Source organism: Enterobacter hormaechei subsp. xiangfangensis, from assembly GCF_001729785.1.
In the GTDB taxonomy this organism is placed as follows: Bacteria; Pseudomonadota; Gammaproteobacteria; order Enterobacterales; family Enterobacteriaceae; genus Enterobacter; species Enterobacter hormaechei_C.
The window spans coordinates 2,050,493-2,067,687 of record NZ_CP017183.1 but is presented as its reverse complement, the minus strand read 5'-3'; the positions used below and the strand labels follow the sequence as shown (position 1 = coordinate 2,067,687).

At 52.5% G+C, this 17,195-nt stretch carries 13 protein-coding genes and 2 pseudogenes; 10 read left to right on the top strand and 5 right to left on the bottom strand.

The features are described from left to right. Positions 1-52 precede the first annotated feature (52 nt). Both BFV63_RS09980 and folM read left to right on the top strand, forming a co-directional pair. Positions 53-1,435, top strand: a complete 1,383-nt coding sequence (locus BFV63_RS09980; RefSeq protein WP_048240899.1) for an amino acid permease — start codon at positions 53-55, stop codon at positions 1,433-1,435. A 39-nt stretch (positions 1,436-1,474) separates the two neighbouring features. Next, positions 1,475-2,197, top strand: a complete 723-nt coding sequence (gene folM / locus BFV63_RS09975) for a dihydromonapterin reductase (RefSeq protein WP_003857550.1) — start codon at positions 1,475-1,477, stop codon at positions 2,195-2,197. Here folM and BFV63_RS09970 read toward each other — a convergent pair. Continuing rightward, complete coding sequence (locus BFV63_RS09970; protein ID WP_003857551.1) at positions 2,194-2,529, bottom strand: GlpM family protein; 336 nt, start codon at positions 2,527-2,529, stop codon at positions 2,194-2,196. The two genes, folM and BFV63_RS09970, sit on opposite strands and share 4 nt — an antisense overlap. A gap of 127 nt (positions 2,530-2,656) precedes the next feature. Here BFV63_RS09970 and rstA point away from each other — a divergent pair, with 127 nt between their 5' ends. The 4 genes from rstA to tus all read left to right on the top strand — a co-directional run bounded on the left by rstA (position 2,657) and on the right by tus (position 6,815). Further along, positions 2,657-3,376, top strand: a complete 720-nt coding sequence (rstA, locus tag BFV63_RS09965) for a two-component system response regulator RstA (protein WP_003857553.1) — start codon at positions 2,657-2,659, stop codon at positions 3,374-3,376. 392 nt (positions 3,377-3,768) lie between these two features. Then, positions 3,769-4,188 (top strand): anti-adapter protein IraM, encoded by a 420-nt coding sequence (gene iraM, locus BFV63_RS22590; RefSeq protein ID WP_080336075.1) that lies wholly within the window; start codon positions 3,769-3,771, stop codon positions 4,186-4,188. 324 nt (positions 4,189-4,512) lie between these two features. Continuing rightward, the gene (rstB, locus tag BFV63_RS09960; protein WP_003857557.1) at positions 4,513-5,811 is read left to right on the top strand and encodes a two-component system sensor histidine kinase RstB; all 1,299 of its coding nucleotides are present in this window, start codon (positions 4,513-4,515) and stop codon (positions 5,809-5,811) included. Between the two features lie 74 nt (positions 5,812-5,885). Next, entirely contained in the window at positions 5,886-6,815 is a 930-nt protein-coding gene (gene tus / locus BFV63_RS09955; RefSeq protein ID WP_023314048.1) for a DNA replication terminus site-binding protein, read from the top strand. Here tus and fumC read toward each other — a convergent pair whose 3' ends face one another. Further along, the gene (gene fumC, locus BFV63_RS09950; RefSeq protein ID WP_003857560.1) at positions 6,816-8,210 is read right to left on the bottom strand and encodes a class II fumarate hydratase; all 1,395 of its coding nucleotides are present in this window, start codon (positions 8,208-8,210) and stop codon (positions 6,816-6,818) included. Between the two features lie 182 nt (positions 8,211-8,392). Next, positions 8,393-10,039, bottom strand: coding sequence for a class I fumarate hydratase FumA (fumA, locus tag BFV63_RS09945; RefSeq protein ID WP_032609072.1), 1,647 nt, complete (start codon positions 10,037-10,039; stop codon positions 8,393-8,395). A gap of 199 nt (positions 10,040-10,238) precedes the next feature. Between fumA and manA the strand changes: the two genes are divergently transcribed. Both manA and BFV63_RS09935 read left to right on the top strand, forming a co-directional pair. Beyond that, positions 10,239-11,414: a mannose-6-phosphate isomerase gene (manA, locus tag BFV63_RS09940; RefSeq protein WP_048240903.1), complete on the top strand. Its 1,176-nt coding sequence runs from the start codon at positions 10,239-10,241 to the stop codon at positions 11,412-11,414. A 99-nt stretch (positions 11,415-11,513) separates the two neighbouring features. Next, entirely contained in the window at positions 11,514-13,040 is a 1,527-nt protein-coding gene (locus BFV63_RS09935) for a YdgA family protein (protein ID WP_023324553.1), read from the top strand. 101 nt (positions 13,041-13,141) lie between these two features. Here BFV63_RS09935 and BFV63_RS09930 read toward each other — a convergent pair whose 3' ends face one another. Beyond that, complete coding sequence (locus tag BFV63_RS09930; RefSeq protein WP_023314043.1) at positions 13,142-14,170, bottom strand: Mal regulon transcriptional regulator MalI; 1,029 nt, start codon at positions 14,168-14,170, stop codon at positions 13,142-13,144. A 179-nt stretch (positions 14,171-14,349) separates the two neighbouring features. On the opposite strand from BFV63_RS09930, the pseudogene BFV63_RS22585 reads away from it, so the two are divergent. Beyond that, positions 14,350-14,544: pseudogene (locus BFV63_RS22585) on the top strand (PTS sugar transporter subunit IIBC); the annotation flags it as partial. A 137-nt stretch (positions 14,545-14,681) separates the two neighbouring features. Here the strand turns inward: BFV63_RS22585 and BFV63_RS23380 are convergent. Continuing rightward, positions 14,682-15,068 (bottom strand): annotated as a pseudogene (locus tag BFV63_RS23380) (HumD family translesion DNA polymerase); the annotation flags it as partial. Positions 15,069-15,241: 173 nt separating this feature from the next. Between BFV63_RS23380 and BFV63_RS22580 the strand changes: the two are divergent. After that, positions 15,242-17,188 carry an acyltransferase family protein gene (locus BFV63_RS22580; protein WP_081329669.1) on the top strand — a complete coding sequence of 649 codons (1,947 nt, stop codon included), beginning with the start codon at positions 15,242-15,244 and terminating at the stop codon, positions 17,186-17,188. The last annotated feature ends 7 nt before the right edge of the window (positions 17,189-17,195 follow it).

The following is a 17,195-nucleotide window of genomic DNA, read 5'->3' as shown; positions in this document are numbered from 1 at the left end:
CGCCTTAGCGAAATAATTATTCTGGATTTGGACTTTTCATAACAGGAAGCCAATGGAAAAGAAACTTGGCCTGAGTGCGTTAACTGCACTTGTATTAAGCTCAATGCTGGGCGCGGGCGTATTCAGTTTGCCGCAGAACATGGCGGCCGTCGCCAGCCCGGCCGCATTACTGATTGGCTGGGGCATTACCGGTGTTGGGATTTTGCTGCTGGCATTCGCCATGCTGCTGCTGACCCGTATCCGACCGGATCTGGACGGCGGAATATTCACTTACGCCCGGGAAGGTTTCGGCGAGCTGATCGGCTTCTGCTCCGCCTGGGGTTACTGGCTGTGCGCGGTGATCGCCAACGTCTCCTATCTGGTTATCGTCTTCTCAGCGCTCAGCTTCTTTACCGATACGCCCGAACTGCGCCTGTTTGGCGACGGTAATACCTGGCAGTCCATCGTCGGCGCCTCGGTACTGCTGTGGATTGTTCACTGGCTGATTTTGCGCGGCGTCCAGACCGCGGCCAGCATTAACCTCGTGGCAACGCTGGCCAAGCTGGTGCCGCTTGGCCTGTTCGTCGTGCTGGCCTTCCTCGCCTTCCGTCTCGATGTCTTTACGCTCGATTTCAGCGGCATTGCGCTGGGCGTTCCCGTCTGGGAACAGGTGAAAAATACCATGCTGATCACCCTGTGGGTGTTCATCGGCGTTGAAGGTGCCGTCGTAGTCTCTGCCCGCGCGCGTAACAAGCGCGACGTGGGACGCGCCACGCTGCTGGCCGTACTGGCGGCGCTGGGCGTTTATCTGCTGGTGACGCTGTTGTCGCTCGGCGTGGTGGCACGCCCTGAACTGGCGGAAATGCGTAACCCGTCTATGGCCGGGCTGATGGTGAAAATGTTGGGTCCCTGGGGAGACGTGATTATCGCGGCGGGTCTGATTGTCTCCGTTTGCGGCGCCTATCTGAGCTGGACTATTATGGCAGCGGAAGTGCCGTTCCTGGCCGCCACGCATAAAGCGTTCCCGCGCCTGTTTGCCCGTCAGAACAAAAACAGTGCGCCATCGGCCTCTTTGTGGCTCACCAACATCAGCGTGCAGGTCTGTCTGGTGCTGATCTGGCTCACAGGATCGGACTATAACACGCTGCTGACCATCGCCTCCGAGATGATTCTGGTACCCTATTTCTTAGTGGGCGCATATCTGTTAAAAATTGCGACCCACCCGGCACACTATGCGGTAGGTGTCGGCGCCTGTATTTACGGTCTATGGTTGTTGTATGCTTCCGGACCGATGCATCTGCTGCTGTCCGTGGTGCTCTACGCACCGGGCCTGCTGGTGTTTATCTACGCTCGCCGTACGCATCAGCTTGATAATGCCCTTAAGCGCCGCGAAATGGCGTTGATAGGTTTGCTGTTAGTCGCTGCCGTACCGGCAACGTGGATGTTAATGGGATAGCGTCGCCTGTCCCATTGTTGAACTGAAAAGGAGATTACGATGGGACACACGCAGCAACGCCCAATATTGATCACTGGCGCAGGCCGTCGCATCGGCCTCGCCCTCGCCCATCACTTTCTCAACCTTCGCCATCCGGTTATCGTCAGTTACCGCACGGAATATCCCTCCATTGAAGGTCTACGAAATGCCGGAGCAGTCTGCATTCAGGCGGATTTCTCCACGGATGAAGGTATACTCGCCTTCGCGGACAAAGTGAAATCGACCACCCACGGGCTGCGGGCGGTTATTCACAACGCCAGTACCTGGCTTCCCGAAAAAGCAGGACATTCGCTCAGCGAAACGCTCGCCTGCATGATGCAGATCCACGTTAATGCGCCTTATCTGCTCAACCATGCCCTACAGGATCTGCTGCGCGGACACGGTCATGCCGCAGGCGACATTATCCATTTCACCGATTACGTGGTAGAGCGAGGAAGCGACAAACACATCGCCTATGCGGCCAGCAAAGCCGCCCTGGATAATATGACCCGCTCTTTCGCACGCAAGCTGGCGCCCGAGGTAAAGGTCAACGCGATTGCTCCGGCGATGATTTTATTTAACGAAGGCGATGATGCCGAGTATCGTCAGCAGGCGCTCAACAAGTCGTTAATGAAAATTGCGCCCGGTGAGAAAGAGGTGATCGACCTGATCGATTATCTGCTGACCAGCTGTTACGTCACGGGCCGAACGTTTGCCGTGGACGGTGGCCGCCCGCTGCGCTAGTGAAAGCGGCTCCAGAAGAAGATAAGCACCCAGGCGCTGAGGCTCCAACAGACCACCGCCCCGCCCAGCGCCAGGGGCAGACGCAGAAAACCGGTGAAGTACCACAGCGACAGCAGATAGATAAAATACGGGATGATCGACCACATCCCGAACACAATGGTGGCGCGCAGCGCCTCAATACCCCGCTCAGAGGCCACAATATAGTGCGCGATTAACGCAAAGGTGGGAAACAGCGGGATCAGCCCGGCAATGTAGTAGTTCTTCGTTTTAGCCAGCACCCCAATCAGCAGCACGACCAGCGCACCCAGCGTGGCTTTTATCACCAGCCCCATTCTTTTCCCTTAACAATCAAATAACATTCCCGTGCAGGATAACGGAAGTCCGGCTAATTTTGAAAGATTAATGGAAGGTTAAGATTGCGCGGTGTATGTTGACGTTTTTTGCGATGACAGACGTTGTATGAATAAGATTGTTTATGTTGAAGATGAACCCGAGGTGGGGCAACTGATCGCCGCTTATCTGGGTAAACATGATATGGAAGTGGTTGTCGAGCCTCGTGGCGATCGCGCTGAAGACGTCGTGACCCGCGAAAATCCGGACCTGGTGTTGCTGGACATCATGCTGCCCGGAAAAGATGGTATGACGCTATGCCGGGATCTGCGCACGAAGTGGGACGGTCCGATCGTGCTGCTGACCTCTCTCGACAGCGATATGAATCATATTCTGTCGCTTGAGATGGGCGCGAATGACTACATCCTGAAAACCACGCCGCCGGCAGTCCTGCTTGCCCGTTTGCGCCTCCATCTGCGTCAGCGTGCCAGCGGCGCGGAGCGTGAAGCGTCTGCCCCCTCTTTAACGCCGCACAAAGCGATGCGCTTCGGCACGCTTTCTATCGACCCGGTCAACCGACAGGTTATGCTTTCCGGGGAGCTGATTGCGCTCTCAACCGCAGATTTTGACCTGCTGTGGGAGCTGGCAACCCATGCCGGTCAAATTATGGACCGGGATGCATTACTGAAAAATCTGCGCGGCGTAAGTTACGACGGAATGGATCGTAGCGTTGATGTGGCGATTTCGCGTCTGCGTAAAAAACTGCTGGATAACGCCACGGAACCTTACCGCATTAAAACCGTACGCAATAAGGGCTATCTGTTTGCACCGCACGCCTGGGAAACCTGAAAAAAGGAACAAAACAGGAATATTCGAAAAATAACTCACGATGCATCGGAATTATTATCAGTACCCGTCGAAAGTTATCGATTATATGCATCGTCAGTTATAAAATATCCCTTGTTCACATTCCTTCCTTGTATGCTATTTCGTTGGGCATTTTTCGCCTAAACAAAAGTATTCCTAATGTATTTCAGTGCTGTAGTACAATATATATTCAGCAGTGCAGGCGCCATCATCGATCAAAAATCCGTCACTTAAAAGCACATTGGGCTAAAAATAATCTTTACAATTGCTTTAATCATTATCTTATCCTTTTGAAAACAAAGGGGATAGTGGAAAGCATATAAATAATATCGATCTTTTTCAATGGCTTACGTGTTTGCAGATATCTAATTCTCATGCTAAACCTTATACTCTCTCAATTATTTAATGAAAGAGGTATAGCAATGTCATGGAGAGTCATTAGCTCGGTAATTTGTCCTAATACGGGAATCGTTTATTCAAGCATCTTGGGACTCAAGTTCTTGAAACTCATTATTTGGTATGAAAGCGATGTCTATTTGTACCCCGGTGACAGAATATATCCGACAAAAAATGGCGTCTTCATTAATGGTGTGTTCAAGCCTATATCGATATATAACATATCACCTTATAACGAGATGTTGTGGAGTGAAATTAAAAACAAGATGGCATGCCCATACAACCGAAACCAGCAAGAAGAGATATGCACATACGCGGTGCATTGCAACACGCGGAAATGCCCGCATGGGTTTACCACGAATCCACTGATTGTCAGCACAGCTAAATCCAGACATTAACGAAGTTCGATAATGCTCAGGTTACAACGCTAATTATTTCTGTCACACCGTTTGTGCCGGATCCCTCTCGCTGGTTAACGCCATTAAATAAAGCCACCCGCAGGTGGCCTTTGTCATTGTTATTACGGATCAATAATACGCAATCGTAAATAAACGCGTTTAACTGAAACGTAAACGGATTTTCCGGGCATTGATGGAATAAAGCGATGCCGCGCTGAAATACCTCTCGACAATTACCCTTTTCAACTCATCATGCCTGACTTGCGCCCATGGCGACCCTGCTGGTAAAAGACGTGTAGTGAAGCCCCTGTTTCGGTGAGATTAATGAAAAAGCTGTTTGTGCAGTTTTACCTTCTGCTGTTTGTCTGCTTTCTGGTGATGACCATGCTGGTCGGGCTGGTCTACAAATTCACCGCAGAGCGCGCGGGCAGACAATCCCTCGACGATCTGATGAAAAGCTCGCTCTACCTGATGCGTAGCGAGTTGCGAGAAATACCACCTCATGACTGGGCGCGCACGTTAAAAGAGCTGGATCTGAATCTGTCGTTTGATCTGCGTATCGAACCCATGAAGGATTTTGACTTAGCGCCGCCTGCGATGCAGCGTCTGCGCGATGGAGACATCGTCGCGCTGGACGAGAAATATACCTTCATTCAGCGTATTCCGCGCAGCCATTATGTCCTGGCCGTCGGGCCGGTGCCCTATCTCTATTACCTGCACCAGATGCGCCTGCTGGATCTCGCCCTGCTGGGCTTTATTGCCATCTCGCTCGCTTTCCCTGTATTCATCTGGATGCGACCGCACTGGCAGGACATGCTGAAACTGGAATCCGCCGCACAGCGTTTTGGGGAGGGTCATTTAACTGAACGCATACATTTCGACAGTGGTTCCAGTTTTGACCGGCTCGGTATTGCCTTTAACCAGATGGCCGATAACATCAACGCCCTGATTGCCAGCAAGAAGCAGCTGATCGATGGCATTGCGCATGAACTGCGCACTCCGCTGGTACGCCTGCGTTATCGCTTGGAGATGAGCGAGAACCTCACCGGGGCGGAATCGCAGGCGCTCAATCGGGATATTGGCCAGCTTGAAGCGCTAATTGAAGAGCTGCTGACCTATGCCCGCCTCGATCGGCCTCAGACGGAGTTGCACCTCAGTACACCGGATCTCCCCGTCTGGCTACAGACGCATATTAACGATGTGCAGAGCGTTAACCCTCAGCGAAAACTGCTGACAGCCATTACCCCCGGCGCGTACGGCGCACTGGACATGCGCCTGATGGAACGCGTGCTGGATAATCTGATGAACAACGCCATGCGCTACAGCGAAACGACGCTGCGCATAGGTTTAGATTTGCAGGGAAGCCAGGCGATTCTGTGTGTGGAAGACGATGGCCCCGGCATTGAGCCGGCGGAGCGTGAAAAAGTTTTTGAGCCGTTTGTGCGCCTCGATCCCAGCCGCGACCGGGCTACCGGCGGCTGTGGTCTGGGGCTGGCTATTGTCCGTTCTATTGCCCAGGCGATGGGCGGTTCGGTTCGCTGCGAAGCGAGCGAGCTGGGTGGGGCCCGGTTCGTCTTTAGCTGGCCGATCTATCACAACATTCCCCTTCCCGTACCTGCCTGACCTAAACCGCACGCTGGCCTGACCCGGCATGTTGTGCTATATCAATAGTATGTTGTAACTAATTAAGGGCTGCCATGACAACTTACGATCTCATCGAAAGGCTTAACACCACATTTCGGGAAATAGAGCAGGCGTTACTGACCCTCACGGGGCAACTTCAGGACTGCCGCCTGCTGGCCGCCCGCGTCTTTTCCCTGCCCGAGGTGGCAAAAGGCGCAGAGCACGACCCGCTGAACACCATTGAGGTGACGCAGCATGTTGGCAAGGCGGCGCTGGAAATGACGTTGCAGCACTATCGTCGCCTTTTCATCCAGCAGCAGTCCGAAAATCGCAGCAGTAAGGCCGCCGTTCGCCTGCCCGGCGTCATCTGCCTGCAAACGGATGCCGCAACGCGTGAAGGAATTGAGGCGCAGATTACGCATATCAATACGCTGAAAGCCGCCTTTGAGAAGATTGTAACCGTTGAGTCCGGGCTGGCACCGGCTGCCCGTTTTGAATGGGTGCATCGCCAGCTTCCGGGGCTGATCACCCTGAATGCCTACCGCACGCTGACGGTACTGCGCCATCCCGCCACGCTGCGCTTCGGCTGGGCCAACAAGCACATCATTAAAAATTTCGCGCGGGACGAGATCCTGGCGCAGCTGGAAAAAAGCCTGAAATCGCCGCGAACGGTCGCCCCGTGGTCGCGGGAACAGTGGATTGAACGGCTGGAGCAGGAGTACCACAGCATTGCCTCCCTGCCAGCTGATACCCGTCTTAAAATAAAGCGTCCGGTGAAGGTGCAGCCTATCGCCCGTGTCTGGTATGCCGGTCAACAAAAGCAGGTGCAATACGCCTGCCCGACGCCGCTGATTGCGCTCTATGATGCCGATCAGGGTGCGGTGGTGCCGGATATCGGGGAACTGCTGAACTACGATGCTGAAAACGTTCAGCATCGCTATAAACCCCAGGCGCAGCCGCTACAGCTGATTATTCCGCGGCTGCACCTGTATGTGGCGCAGTGATTATCTGAGGCTGCCCACCATCGCTTCCGGTCGGACCCAGGCATCAAACTCGGCGTCCGTCAGGTAGCCCAGCGCCAGCGCAGAGGCTTTTAGGGTAAGCCCCTCTTTGTGCGCTTTTTTAGCGATTTCGGCCGCTTTGTCATAACCAATATGGGTGTTCAGCGCCGTTACCAGCATCAGAGACTCATTCAGCAGCTGGCTGATTCGCTCGCGATTAGGCTCAATGCCCACCGCGCAGTGCTCGTTAAAGCTCTCCATGCCATCGGCCAGCAGACGAATCGATTGCAGTACGTTGTGGATCACCATCGGTCGATAGACGTTAAGCTCGAAGTTACCCGACGCGCCGCCCATGTTAACCGCCACGTCATTACCCATCACCTGACAGCACAGCATGGTCATGGCTTCGCACTGGGTCGGGTTCACTTTGCCCGGCATAATGGAGCTGCCCGGCTCGTTTTCCGGAATGCTGATTTCGCCGATGCCGCAGCGCGGGCCGGAGGCCAGCCAGCGCACGTCGTTGGCGATTTTCATCAGCGAGGCCGCCAGCCCTTTCAGCGCGCCATGGGTGTGCACCAGGGCATCACAGGTCGCCAGCGCTTCGAATTTATTCGGAGCGGTAACAAACGGCTGACCGGTAATCTTCGCCAGCTCTTCGGCCACGCGCACCGCGTACTCGGGATGGGTGTTTAACCCAGTGCCCACCGCCGTTCCGCCGAGCGCCAGCTCCGCCAGATGCGGCAGGCTGTTGTCGATATGCTTAAGGTTGTGCTCCAGCATCGCCACCCAGCCGGAGATCTCCTGGCCGAGCGTCAGCGGCGTGGCGTCCTGAAGGTGCGTACGACCAATTTTAACGATGTCGCGGAAGGCCTGCGCTTTCTCGTTAAGCGTAGATTTAAGCACGTTGAGCTGCGGTATAAGCTGCTCGTGGATTGCGATGACGGCCGCCACGTGCATGGCCGTCGGGAACACGTCGTTGGAACTCTGGCTTTTGTTCACGTCATCGTTCGGGTGGACCTTGCGCTCCATGCCGCGCACGCCGCCAAGCAGCTCGCTTGCGCGGTTCGCCAGCACCTCGTTCATGTTCATGTTGCTCTGGGTGCCTGAGCCGGTCTGCCAGATGGCAAGGGGGAATTCGTCGGGATGTTTGCCCGCCAGCACTTCGTCGGCGGCATTGATGATGGCGGTGGCTTTATCGGCATCCAGCAGGCCCAGATCCTGATTGACTTTGGCGGCAGCGCGTTTGGTCAACGCCAGCGCCTGGATTAGCGAGACGGGCATTTTCTCTGTCGAAATGCGGAAATGCTCCAGCGAACGCTGGGTTTGTGCGCCCCATAGCTTGTCGGCCGGGACGTCGATGGCGCCCATGGAGTCTTTCTCGCGGCGATGCATTGTCATTACTTACTCCTTGATAACAAAGATGGGATTGCTCACATGCTTAAGAGATAAGTATTGATGACTTCTGAGAAACGTTATGGCGCTTTGTGCGCTCTTTTTGATGTCGGGTGGCGGTTGCGCCTTACCCGACCTACGAGAATGTAGGCCGGGTAAGCGTCAGCGCCACCCGGCAATTTACAGAATTACTTCACACACGCCGAACACTGGGAAGACTGGATCTGTTTGAAGAAGTCGTTACCTTTGTCATCCACGAGGATGAACGCCGGGAAGTCTTCCACTTCAATTTTCCAGATCGCTTCCATACCCAGTTCCGGGTACTCCACGCACTCAAGGCTCTTGATACTGCCCTGCGCCAGCACCGCCGCCGGGCCACCGATGCTACCGAGGTAGAAGCCGCCGTGCTTGTGGCACGCGTCCGTCACCTGCTGGCTGCGGTTGCCTTTCGCCAGCATGATCATGCTGCCGCCGTTGGCCTGTAACTGGTCGACGTAGGAGTCCATACGGCCCGCCGTGGTTGGGCCTAACGAGCCGGAAGCATATCCATCAGGCGTTTTTGCCGGACCTGCGTAGTAGATCGGGTGATCTTTAATGTACTGCGGCAGCCCTTCGCCGTTGTCCAGGCGCTCTTTCAGCTTCGCATGGGCGATGTCGCGGCCCACGATAATCGTCCCGTTCAGGGAAAGGCGCGTCGAGACCGGATACTGCGAAAGCTGCGCCAGAATCTCTTTCATCGGACGATTCAGGTCCACGCGAACCGCTTCCCCCTCGCCCGCTTTACGCAGTTCTTCAGGGATGTATTTGCCCGGGTTGTTCTCCAGCTTCTCGATCCAGATGCCGTCGCGGTTGATCTTCGCTTTGATGTTACGGTCCGCTGAACAGGAAACACCCATCCCCACCGGACAAGAAGCACCGTGGCGCGGCAGGCGGATCACGCGAATGTCATGCGCGAAGTATTTGCCGCCAAACTGCGCGCCCAGCCCCAGGTTCTGCGCTTCGGCCAGCAGTTCCTGCTCAAGCTGCACGTCGCGGAACGCCTGACCATGTTCGTTACCTTCCGTTGGCAGGCCATCGTAGTATTTGGTTGAGGCCAGCTTAACGGTTTTCAGGGTGCTTTCGGCAGACGTACCGCCAATCACAAATGCGATATGGTACGGCGGGCAGGCCGCGGTGCCGAGGGTACGCATCTTCTCGACCAGGTAGTTTTTCAGCTTGCCCGGGGTAAGCAGCGCTTTGGTTTCCTGGTAAAGATAGGTTTTGTTGGCTGAACCGCCGCCTTTGGCGATGCAGAGGAATTTGTACTCGTCACCGTCGACGCTGTAGAGGTCAATCTGCGCAGGCAGGTTAGTGCCGGTGTTCACCTCTTTGTACATATCCAGCGCCGCGTTTTGCGAATAGCGCAGGTTGTCTTCGGTGTAGGTATTGTAAACGCCGCGCGCCAGCGCCGCTTCGTCACCGCCGCCGGTCCAGACGCGCTGGCCTTTTTTACCGGTGATAATCGCCGTGCCGGTGTCCTGGCAGGTCGGCAGAATGCCTTTCGCCGCGATATCAGAGTTACGCAGGAATTGCAGGGCAACGTACTTATCGTTCTCGCTGGCTTCCGGGTCGCTCAGGATATCAGCAACCTGCTGCTGATGCGCCGGACGGAGCATAAAGGAAGCATCATGGAAGGCTTGCTGCGCCAGCAACGTCAGCCCCTGCGGGTCAACTTTGAGGATCTCCTGCCCTTCAAACTCAGAGACAGTAACGTAATCGCGGGTTAACAGATAATACTCGGTCTGATCCTGACTGAGGGGGAAAGGATCCTGATAATGGAAGGGTTTATTCGACATTGTTCTCTCACTTACTGCTTCGGTCTGTTTATTCAGGGCAGATGTTCCGCTGCCCGGCTTAAAAGCGAGTCAGCTTATCCTACACAATTTTTTAACAAAAACTGAGACTAGTACGACTTTTTACATCCGCAGGTTACTTCCATTCGGTTTATTGCTTTAATACGCGGAGTTAATTCCACATATGAATCAGGGCTTGATAATGCAAAAACTCATCAACTCAGTGCAAAACTACGCCTGGGGAAGTAAAACTGCGTTAACGGATCTCTACGGTATCGCCAACCCGGACAACCTGCCGATGGCAGAGCTGTGGATGGGCGCGCACCCGAAGAGCAGCTCAAAAATTGAAGATGCCAGCGGTCAGGTTCGCAGCCTGCGTGACGTCATCGACGCCGACAAAGCCGCACTGCTCGGCGATAAAGTGGCGAATCGTTTTGGTGAGCTGCCGTTTCTGTTCAAGGTATTGTGCGCCGACCAGCCGCTCTCCATTCAGGTTCACCCGAACAAAAAAGCCTCTGAGCTGGGCTTTGCCAAAGAAAATGCCGCCGGTATTCCGTTAGACGCCGCAGAGCGTAACTACAAAGATCCTAACCACAAGCCGGAACTGGTTTTCGCCCTCACCCCTTTTCTGGCGATGAATGCCTTCCGCGAGTTTTCCGAGATCATCTCCCTGCTGCAACCGGTCGCCGGGGCTCACAACGCGATCGCCCACTTCCTGGAAAACCCGAACGCAGAAGCCTTGAGCGAGCTGTTTGCCAGCCTGCTGAATATGCAGGCCGAGGAAAAGTCCCACGCGCTGGCGGTGCTGAAAGCCGCGCTGAACAGCCAGCAGGGTGAGCCATGGGACACCATTCGCGTAATTTCCGCGTTTTATCCGGACGACAGCGGCCTCTTCTCTCCGCTGCTGCTGAACGTGGTGAAGCTCAACCCGGGCGAAGCGATGTTCCTGTTCGCTGAAACCCCGCACGCCTACCTCAACGGCGTGGCACTGGAGGTGATGGCTAACTCCGATAACGTACTGCGCGCGGGCCTGACGCCAAAATACATCGATATCCCTGAGCTGGTTGCCAACGTGAAGTTTGTGGCGAAACCTGCTGCGGAGCTGCTTACTCAGCCGGTGAAAAACGGCGCAGAGCTGGACTTCCCGATTCCGGTTGACGATTTTGCCTTCTCCCTGCACGACCTCAGCGCAGACGAAACCGCCATTGCACAGGAGAGCGCCGCGATCCTGTTCTGTGTGGAAGGCGAAGCGACGTTGCACAAAGATAGCGAGCGTCTGGTGCTCAAACCGGGTGAATCCGCCTTTGTCGCAGCAAACGAGTCGCCTGTCCGGGTGAGCGGCACCGGTCGCCTGGCGCGTGTTTTTAATAAGCTTTAGGGACTTACTGAATTTTTTAACAACTCTTGCTAAGCTAGTAACAGGCGTTGTAACACCAGGCGGTTTTAACCGCCTGGTTTCATTTTAGGGATAATCGCAATGAAAAAATCGGTCGTAGCGGTAGGAGTGATTGTTGCTTTAGGCGTGATCTGGACGGGTGCTTCCTGGTATACCGGGAAACAGCTGGAAAGCCGTCTGGCAGAGATGATGACGCAGGCAAACAGCGAGATTAAGCGCAGCGCGCCTGAAGCAGGTCTGGAGCTGAGCTATCAGAACTACCAGCGTGGCGTGTTTACCAGCCATATGCAGGTGGTGGTGAAGCCGGTTGCGGGTAATCAGAACGCCTGGCTGAAACCGGGCCAGAGCGTGGTGCTGGATGAAGTGGTCAGCCACGGTCCGTTCCCGCTGGCGCAGTTGAAAAAGTTTAACCTGATCCCCTCTATGGCATCCGCCAGAACCGTACTGGTGAATAACGAGGTGACGAAGCCGATTTTCGATATGGCGAAAAATGAGTCGCCGTTTGAGATCAATACCCGCATCAGCTATGCCGGTGATACGCATTCCGACATCGACCTGAAAGCCCTGAATTACGAACAAGGCACTGATAAAGTCGCCTTCAGCGGCGGTAATTTCCAGCTTGATGCCGATCGCGACGGCAAGAATGTCTCCCTGACCGGCGATGCCGCCAGCGGCCTGGTGAATTCAGTCAATGAATATAACCAGAAGGTGCAGCTTACCTTCAACAACCTGAAAGCCAGCGGCAATAGCCGTATGACTGATTTTGATGAGCGTATCGGCGACCAGAAACTGAGCCTCGATAAGATCGCCATTGCGATCGAAGGCAAAGAGATGGCGGTGCTTGAAGGCATGGATCTGGACGGTAAGTCTGACGTGTCCAAAGACGGTAAAAGCATCAACACCCAGCTGGATTACAGCTTGAAAAGCCTGAAAGTACAGAATCAGGATCTGGGTACCGGTAAGTTGTCCCTGAAAATCGGCAACATTGACGGCCAGGCGTGGCACGAATTCAGTCAGAAATACAGTAAAGAGAGCCAGGCTCTGCTGACCGATGCCGCCCTGCAACAGAACCCACAGGCTTACCAGCAGCAGGCGATGACGGTGCTGTTTAATAACCTGCCGATCCTGCTGAAGGGCGAGCCGGTGATTACCGTTGCGCCCCTGAGCTGGAAAAACGGCAAAGGCGAAACCAACTTCAACCTGTCGCTGTTCCTGAAGGATCCGGCAGCCACGACCGGCGAGCCGCAGACCCTGGCGCAGGAAGTTGACCGCAGCGTGAAATCGCTCGACAGCAAGCTGACCATCCCGATGGATATGGCAACCGAGTTCATGACGCAGATTGCGAAACTCGAAGGGTATGGTGAAGAAGATGCAGGTAAACTGGCAAACCAACAGGTGAAAGGCCTGGCGGCGATGGGCCAGATGTTCCGCATCACGAAGGTGGAAGACAACACCATTTCCACCAGCCTGCAATATGCTAATGGCCAGGTGACGCTCAACGGCGACAAAATGCCGCTGGAAGAGTTTGTCGGTATGTTTGGTATGCCGACGCTGGGCATGCCTGAACCGGCTGAACCGGCTGCGCCGCCGGCAGTACCGCAGCAGTAAACGAAAAACCCCTCGCATGAGGGGTTTTTTATTGCCGGGTGGCGCTGACGCTTACCCGGCCTCCGATCCTGAGCCGTTGTAGGCCCGTGCAAGCAAAGCGTTTACTTCACAGTCACTAAGCGCGCAGCCACAATCTGATGCCCGGCCTGCACGTCCGTATTTTCAATGCGCTGCATAATTCGTTCTGCCAGGGTGTACCCCATTTCACGAGCCGGCGTCGTCGCCCAGACGATGGGGAGATCGTCTAACGCATTTTCACCGACATCTGCAAACGCCCCCAGCGCCACCTGATGGCCGAAGAACGTTTCTACCCCGCCCTCACCGCTCTGGCGTCCGGCGCGGATCAAACCGAACCACGCCCCCATCGCAATAACGTCGTTATAGCAAATCACCGCGCTGATCGTCGGGCTGTTGCGAAGCAGCGTGCCGATGGCTTCCGCGGCTTTTTTCTGGCTGGATTCACACTCCACCACCCATTCGCTGTGAAACGGCAGGCCATATTTGATGAGCGTGGAGCAGTAACCGCCCACCCGCTCGGCACGCGTCAGGGACGAGCTTTTACCGCCGAGCCAGGCGATGCGCTGATGGCCGCGATGAATAAGATGCTCGGTCAGCATTTGCGCGGCCTGCATGTTATCTGGCCGAAGGGTATCGGCTTCGTCGAGATAGCTGGCGCGCGACGCAAACACCAGCGGTACGCCTTTCTGCGCCGCGCGCTCACACAATGCACTGCCCACGCCGGACGCGCCGGCCACGATCACCCCATCCACCCCTTGCGTCAGCAGCAAATCCAGCCTGGAGAGCAGTTGCTCCGGTTCGCGCCCACCGTGGAGCAGGAAAACCATTCGCCCCTGCGCTTCAAGCGCCTCGGTCAGCCCGGCGGTCAGTTCTGCATAAAACGGCGACGCGAGATCGCGAACGATCAGCCCTATCACCCCGCTTTGCCCACCGCGCAGCGCCGACGCCTGGCGATTACGCACAAAGCCCAACTGCTCAACGGCCTCGTTGACGCGCTGACCCGTTGCAGGAGAGATGCGCCCCTTCCCGCTTAATACCAGCGAAACGGTGCTGACGGAAACCCCCGCCGCCAGCGCGACATCGTTGATGGTGATCTTTTTCGCTACAGCCATGTGGTGGCGTGACTCCTTGATAATGAGAACGCTAAAACGTTTTATCAATACGTTATCTTTATACTACCAGTAAAAGCCTGAGAATGTGATTTAGCGCGCACTAAAGTTTGATAAAACGTTTTATCTTCTCGCCCCATCGAGGTCGTTAAATCTCTTTCTACCCTTTAAGGAGTCGTTTTATGACGACGAAAGCAGCACAAAAAATATCGCTGTGGGAGTTTTTCCAGCAACTGGGTAAAACCTTTATGCTGCCCGTGGCGCTTCTCTCTTTTTGCGGGATTATGCTGGGGATCGGCAGCTCGTTAAGCAGTCATGACGTCATTACTCTGATCCCTTTCCTGGGAAATCCGGTACTTCAGGCGATCTTCATCTGGAGACTATTAAGTCTTTTAACGAAGTGGCTTGATGTTGGATTGATGTGCGGTAACTTCTGCTATGTTGCCGCGATACGATTTGTCATGTGCAATGAACTAACGTCGTTTCGCGGTAACTTTATGTCCCACCCATGCCCCATCACCGGGAAGTCGTCGAACTCACCAGAACGCGCATCGTTGATGATGTACGTGATTACCCCGAATATTGGTAGCGCCCCACTGATGCCTTCATCGTTACCAGGTAACCTCTCTTTTCTCCCATTCGCCACATTCTCCAGATGCGGCTGCGGGTATGTGCGATACCTCTTTACTTTAAACTCACCGTTGCAGTCACAGATTAGCAGCGATCCGTCACATGGCTTAAGCGATGAATCGATGACAAGGAGCGCATCTTTCATGATGCCGCACCTGTAGATAGTCTCACCCGCTCGCATGTAGTACGTAGCAGCAGGTTTCTGAATAAGCGCCTCATCAAGTGACAGGCGACTTTCAACGTAATCAGCAGCTGGACTCGGGAATCCCATACTCACCTCCGATAGTTACTGTATATACATACAGTATTATCGATCGGCGGTATCGATTAATATGCGGATAGCAAAAAGCCCACATGAGTGGGCGGTGTCGATCAATAGCTGATCAGAAGCTTCTCAAATGCTAAACTCCTACCAGTTTTTCTAATTACTAAAATGGATAAAAAATGAGTGTTTTCTCATCAACCGCAAAAACTAACTCATCCACCTACCAGCCCGGAGTTGATGGTTTAAGGGCTGTTGCAGTACTACTTGTTTTGCTTTTTCATGCAGGATTTGAGTCTATTCCAGGTGGTTTTATTGGAGTTGACGTTTTTTTTGTAATTTCTGGCTATTTAATTTCAGGGATAATATTCAGCCAGTTAGATAAAAAATCATTTTCTTTTATCAGATTTATTTGCTCCAGAATATCAAGGCTTTATCCAGCGCTTATATTTACTCTTTTCATTGTATTTATTGGCTGCTTCCTAGTTTATACTCCTTCTGAGTTTGCAGAAGTATCAAAGTCAGCAATATATTCAATATTTTCAGCGTCTAACATTTTTTTTGCTAGTAAGGCTGGATATTTTGATAACTCTTCAGAAATCAACCCTTTGCTTCATACTTGGTCGCTTGCTGTAGAGCAACAGTTCTATATCATATGGCCAGTTATCTTATCGTTGTCTTTTTTAATAAATAGAAAAATCGTCCCATATGTCATTGGGGTGGTGGCGTTATCATCTTTGGCGGCATCGCAATGGGCAACTGTAAACTCCCCTGTCGATAGTTATTACCTAATGCCGTTTAGGACTTTCGAACTTGCATTCGGTGGCCTTACTTACTTTGCATCTAAAAAAATAAAATTAAACAATTCATTTAAAGAAGTTACAATGCTATTTGGTCTGGCTGCCATAATAGCACCTTCAATATACTTTACCTCGTCCACTAAATTCCCCGGATTAAATGCAATGATTCCGGTTTTTGGTGCGATGCTATGCATTATCTCTCAAAATTCAAAGATATCAGGTTTTGTTGTTAATAATAGACTATCAGTTGGGTTAGGGATAATATCATACTCAATATATCTTATTCACTGGCCTATACTAGTTATTTATAAATATTGGGTATTCAGACCTTTAGATCTAACTGAAAAGGTATCAATTGTTATTGTTTCAATAGTGGCAGGATACGCTATGTATAACATTATTGAGAATAAATTCAGGAAAATAAATATACTATCACTAAGTAGAGGAACGCTAGCTGGAACATCAGCTCTTATCCTTGTGTTAGCTTCATTTTCTTCAGCGTATCTATATGGTGGTTTTCCGTTTAGGGTATCAGATAAGAGCGCATTGAGCTTCTCTGATGCAAAGAAATACCACGATGCTAACTTTGGTGGTGGCAATACACCTCAAGGTAGGGTTTCTCTGGGAGATGCCTCCAGAAAACCATCTATCATAATACTTGGAGATAGCATTGCTAGGCAATATGCATTAGCAATTGATGAAGACTTGAAAGCTAGAAATAAATCAGCAGTTGCTTTCTTTGAGGACGGGTGTTTTATGTCTGAGTCATACTCAAGATTGTGGAATGGTAACCCAGGAATGCAATGCAACAAAGCGTATAAAGATGCTATCAGCATGGCAAAGCAAACAAAATTACCATTAATATATGCGCAGAGTTGGCTTGGTTACAGAAATGTCATGGGTGAAATGTCAGGTAAACAAGTTCACTTTAACAATGATGAAGATTACCAATCTTTCATGGTTAAGAATATTGAAAGAATAAACTCAGAAATACCTAGCAAGCTAACAGTTATACTTGGTGCAAATGGTTCAGGTGGGGTGTCAGGCACACTTTCATGCGTTGCTAGACCATCATATCTTCCGCTCGTTTGTAGGGATAATATGGTTAGCGTAAGAGGTAGATCTGCATCTGATAAAATGAACAACTTTATAAAAACAAATTCACCTAGTGACGTCAATGTAGTTTCAGTAAATGATGTGATATGTGAGAAGGATAAATGCTTCCCTGTAACTAAAAGTGGGGAGATACTTTACTCTGATTATTTACACTTCAATAAAAGCACTGCGAAGAAAGTATGGGAAGCTATTAGTAGAAAAATTGAAATGTAGTTATAGA